Raw genomic sequence first — 5053 nt, forward strand, 5'->3', positions numbered from 1 at the left:
ACATTGGAAAACCCCCTGACCGTGTGGTGAGGGGGTTTTGTGGTGTCCGCGGTGTCCTACGTTCCCACGCCCTTGCGGGTGCAGTATTATCGGCGCTGGGAGGCTTAACTGCCGGGTTCGGAATGGGTCCGGGTGTACCTCTCCCGCTATGGCCACGGAAAAATGGTGGGGGTGGTGGGGGTTTGGGGGGTGTTGGGTGAGCGCGAACGATCGTGTTGGGTGGTGTGTGGTGTGGTCATTAGTGCCAGTCAGCTGAGCGTATTACTACGCGTACACGTCTGGTCTATCTACCCAGTGGTCTGCTGGGGACCTGAGAAGGTTTATCTTGAAGCCGGCTTCGCGCTTAGATGCTTTCAGCGCTTATCCGTTCCGAACGTCGCTAACCAGCCATGCCCCTGGCGGGACAACTGGCACACGAGAGGTTCGTCCACCCCGGTCCTCTCGTACTAGGGGCAGCTCTTCGCAACCTTCCAAACGCGCGCAGCGGATAGAGACCGAACTGTCTCACGACGTTCTAAACCCAGCTCGCGTGCCGCTTTAATGGGCGAACAGCCCAACCCTTGGGACCTGCTCCAGCCCCAGGATGCGACGAGCCGACATCGAGGTGCCAAACCTTTCCGTCGATATGGACTCTTGGGAAAGATAAGCCTGTTATCCCCGGGGTACCTTTTAGCCGTTGAGCGCCAACTCTCCCACATGAGGTTGGCGGATCACTAGGTCCTACTTTCGTAACTGCTTGACCTGTCAGTCTCGCAGTAAAGCTCCCTTATACCCTTACACTCGAAGGCCGATTGCCGACCGGCCTGAGGGAACCATTGAGCGCCTCCGTTACTGTTTGGGAGGCAACCGCCCCAGTTAAACTGCCCGCCTGCCGCTGTCCCTCCACCCGTTCCGGATGGGAGGTTAGAAGCCCGGTACGATCAGGGTGGTATTCCAAGGATGGCTCCACGAACACTAGCGTGCCCGCTTCTAAGCCTCCCACCTATCCTGCACAAATCGCACCAGACTCCAACATCAAGTTGCAGTAAAGGTCCCGGGGTCTTTTCGTCCTGCTGCGCGTAACGAGCATCTTTACTCGTATTGCAATTTCACAGAGCCTGTGGTGGAGACAGTACGCAACTCGTTACGCCATTCGTGCAGGTCGGAACTTACCCGACAAGGAATTTCGCTACCTTAGGACCGTTATAGTTACGGCCGCCGTTTACTGGCGCTTAGATTCAAGGCTTCACCGAAGTTGACCTCTCCTCGTAACGTTCCAGCACCGGGCAGGCGTCAGTACATATACATCGCCTCACGGCTTAGCATGCACCTGTGTTTTTAGTAAACAGTCGGTTGCGTCTGGTCACTGCGGCCCACCAGAAGTGGGCACCCCTTATTCCGAAGGTACGGGGCTATTTTGCCGAGTTCCTTCACCACAGTTCGCTCTATCGCCTCGGTATACTCTACCTGTCCACCTGTGTCGGTTTCGGGTACGGGTCGCTCTAAGCCTCGCTAGATGCTTTTCTTGGCAGCATGAACACACCCACTTCCACAATCGTGTCCGTATCATCACCCAGCCTTACGACACCCGGATTTACCAAGATGCCAGCCTCATGATTTACCCCCGAATCCAATAACGGGGATGGGCTATCCTTCTGCGTCACACCATCACTCACCTACACACACCAGGGTCCAGCTGTCCGAAGACACCTGTTAGCACAGTGCTATCAGCCATTGGCGGCTTAGCGCGAGTACAGGAATATCAACCTGTTCTCCATCGACTACGCCTCTCGGCCTCGCCTTAGGTCCCGACTTACCCTGGGCGGATGAACCTTCCCCAGGAACCCTTGGACAATCGGCGGAGGAGTTCCTCCCTCCTCTTTCGTTACTCATGCCGGCATTCTCACTCGAACACACTCCACCAAACCTCACAGTTCAGCTTCACCGCATGCCCGACGCTCCCCTACCATTCCCAATAGGAATCCGCAGCTTCGGTAGATGACTTAGCCCCGTTACATTATCGGCGCAGGACTTCTTGACCAGTGAGCTATTACGCACTCTTTCAAGGATGGCTGCTTCTAAGCCAACCTCCTGGTTGTCTATGACGTCCCACATCCTTTGCCACTTAGCCATCATTTAGGGACCTTAGCTGGCGGTCCGGGTTGTTTCCCTCTCGACTACGAACCTTATCGCCCGCAGACTCACTGCTGTGCTCCACATACTGGCATTCGGAGTTTGACTGATGTTGGTAAGCTTGTAGGCCCCCGCGACCAATCAGTGCTCTACCTCCAGCATGCACCACACAACGCTGCACCTAAATGCATTTCGGGGAGAACCAGCTATCACGGAGTTTGATTGGCCTTTCACCCCTATCCACAACTCATCCCCCCAGTTTTCAACCTAGGTGGGTTCGGTCCTCCACACGGTCTTACCCGCGCTTCAACCTGGCCATGGATAGATCACCCCGCTTCGGGTCTAGAACCAGTAACTCAACGCCCACTTCAGACTCGCTTTCGCTCCGGCTCCCCCACACGGGTTAACCTCGCTACTGATCACTAACTCGCCGGCTCATTCTTCAAAAGGCACGCCGTCACACCCAAACGGATGCTCCGACTGCTTGTAGGCACACGGTTTCAGGAACTCTTTCACTCCCCTCCCGGGGTACTTTTCACCTTTCCCTCACGGTACTCGTACACTATCGGTCGCCAGAAATATTTAGCCTTAGAAGGTGGTCCTCCCAAATTCACACAGGCCTTCACGAAACCCGCGCTACTCAAGAACAAACCCACACCCTAACAACACACCAACCTACAGGACTCTCACCCACTCCGGTCCAGCTTCCCAACTGGTTCAATCAGCACACCATTAGCAATGTCCAGGCACGGCAGCACCTGACGATTCGTCTTATAACCCCAACACAGCAACACCTGCCGGCTTGACACCATGTCGGTTTAGGCTCCACCCGTTTCGCTCGCCACTACTCCGGGTATCACAATTGTTTTCTCTTCCACCGGCTACTGAGATGTTTCACTTCACCGGGTTCCCAACCCACACACGTGGGCCGACCACCCATTAACAGATGGCCAGGTTCTCCCATTCGGCAATCCACGGATCAACATTTGCGTGTCAACTCCCCGCGGCATATCGCAGACTACAACGGCCTTCATCGGTCACTGACGCCAAGGCATCCACCTTGTGCCCTTCAAAAAAATACACACTTGCCGAGACGATGCTCGCGCTCACTCTACACTTCCCAAACACCCCTCCCAGTGCCCCATAACCGCACAGCGTGCCTGCTTCACAAAACCCTCTTGCTGTTGACTTCTCCCTGACAAAACGCAATCAAACAAATAATTGCTCCAGAAAGGAGGTGATCCAGCCGCACCTTCCGGTACGGCTACCTTGTTACGACTTCGTCCCAATCACCGATCCCACCTTCGGCAGCTCCCCCCAAACGGATAGGCCACTGACTTCGGGTGTTACCGACTTTCATGACGTGACGGGCGGTGTGTACAAGGCCCGGGAACGTATTCACCGCGACATTGCTGATTCGCGATTACTAGCGACTCCGCCTTCATGGAGTCGAGTTGCAGACTCCAATCCGAACTGAGACCGGCTTTACGAGATTCGCTCACCCTCACGAGATCGCAACCCGCTGTACCGGCCATTGTAGCATGTGTGCAGCCCAAGACATAAGGGGCATGATGATTTGACGTCGTCCCCACCTTCCTCCGAGTTGACCCCGGCAGTCTCCCATGAGTCCCCAACCAAATGCTGGCAACATAGAACAAGGGTTGCGCTCGTTGCGGGACTTAACCCAACACCTCACGGCACGAGCTGACGACAACCATGCACCACCTGTGATGAAACCAAAAAGGACACAACATCTCTGCCGATAATCCACCATGTCAAGCCTTGGTAAGGTTCTTCGCGTTGCTTCGAATTAAGCCACATGCTCCGCCGCTTGTGCGGGCCCCCGTCAATTCCTTTGAGTTTTAGCCTTGCGGCCGTAGTCCCCAGGCGGGATGCTTAATGCGTTAGCTACGGCACGGAACCCACAATAAAGCCCCACACCTAGCATCCATCGTTTACAGCGTGGACTACCAGGGTATCTAATCCTGTTCGCTCCCCACGCTTTCGCTCCTCAGCGTCAGAACAGGCCCAGAGAACTGCCTTCGCAATCGGTGTTCCTCCTGATATCTGCGCATTCCACCGCTACACCAGGAATTCCATTCTCCTCTACCTGCCTCAAGCCCGCCAGTATCAGATGCCAGTGCACGGTTAAGCCGTACAATTTCACATCTAACTTAACGAACCACCTACGAGCCCTTTACGCCCAATAATTCCGGACAACGCTCGCCCCCTACGTATTACCGCGGCTGCTGGCACGTAGTTGGCCGGGGCTTCTTCTGAAGGTACCGTCACAAAACGCTTCTTCCCTCCCGAAAGTGGTTTACAACCCGAAGGCCTTCCTCCCACACGCGGCGTCGCTGCGTCAGACTTCCGTCCATTGCGCAAGATTCCCCACTGCTGCCTCCCGTAGGAGTCTGGGCCGTGTCTCAGTCCCAATGTGGCTGTACAAGCTCTCACTCCAGCTACCCGTCGTCGACTTGGTAGGCCATTACCCCACCAACCATCTGATAGGCCGCGAGACCATCCCAAAGCACCAAAGCTTTCCACCCACCCCCATGCAGGAGCAGGTCATATCCGGCATTAGCCGCCGTTTCCAACGGTTATTCCAAACTTCAGGGCAGGTTCCTCACGTGCTACTCACCCGTTCGCCGGTCTCCACACACCCGAAAGCGTGCTTCTCCCTCGACTTGCATGTGTTAGGCGCGCCGCCAGCGTTCGTCCTGAGCCAGGATCAAACTCTCCATTAGCAAAACAAAACGCCAACAAAAAGCCATCCAAGCAAACAAAACAACACTAACAAAAAATCATTAGATCGTTTCAAACACTCAAAAAACATGACAAAAACCAAACACCACAAACAAAATGCGGTATCCAAGTACAAACATGCTCACAACAAAAAGTGCAAAACAAACACACTGTACAGTTAAGAAACACCGGAAGT

3 rRNA genes are annotated in these 5053 nt (G+C 54.8%); all 3 read right to left on the reverse strand.

Annotated elements, in window-relative coordinates:
• Positions 1–43: 43 nt before the first annotated feature.
• Positions 44–160 (reverse strand): 5S ribosomal RNA (gene rrf, locus VCU37_RS09275).
• 60 nt (positions 161–220) lie between these two features.
• Positions 221–3197 (reverse strand): 23S ribosomal RNA (locus VCU37_RS09280).
• 145 nt (positions 3198–3342) lie between these two features.
• Positions 3343–4859: ribosomal RNA gene (locus VCU37_RS09285) — 16S ribosomal RNA — on the reverse strand.
• The 16S, 23S and 5S rRNA genes sit together here, the layout of an rRNA operon.
• Between the last annotated feature and the right edge of the window lie 194 nt (positions 4860–5053).

This window comes from Stomatohabitans albus (assembly GCF_036336025.1).
GTDB classification, from domain to species: Bacteria; Actinomycetota; Nitriliruptoria; order Euzebyales; family Euzebyaceae; genus Stomatohabitans; species Stomatohabitans albus.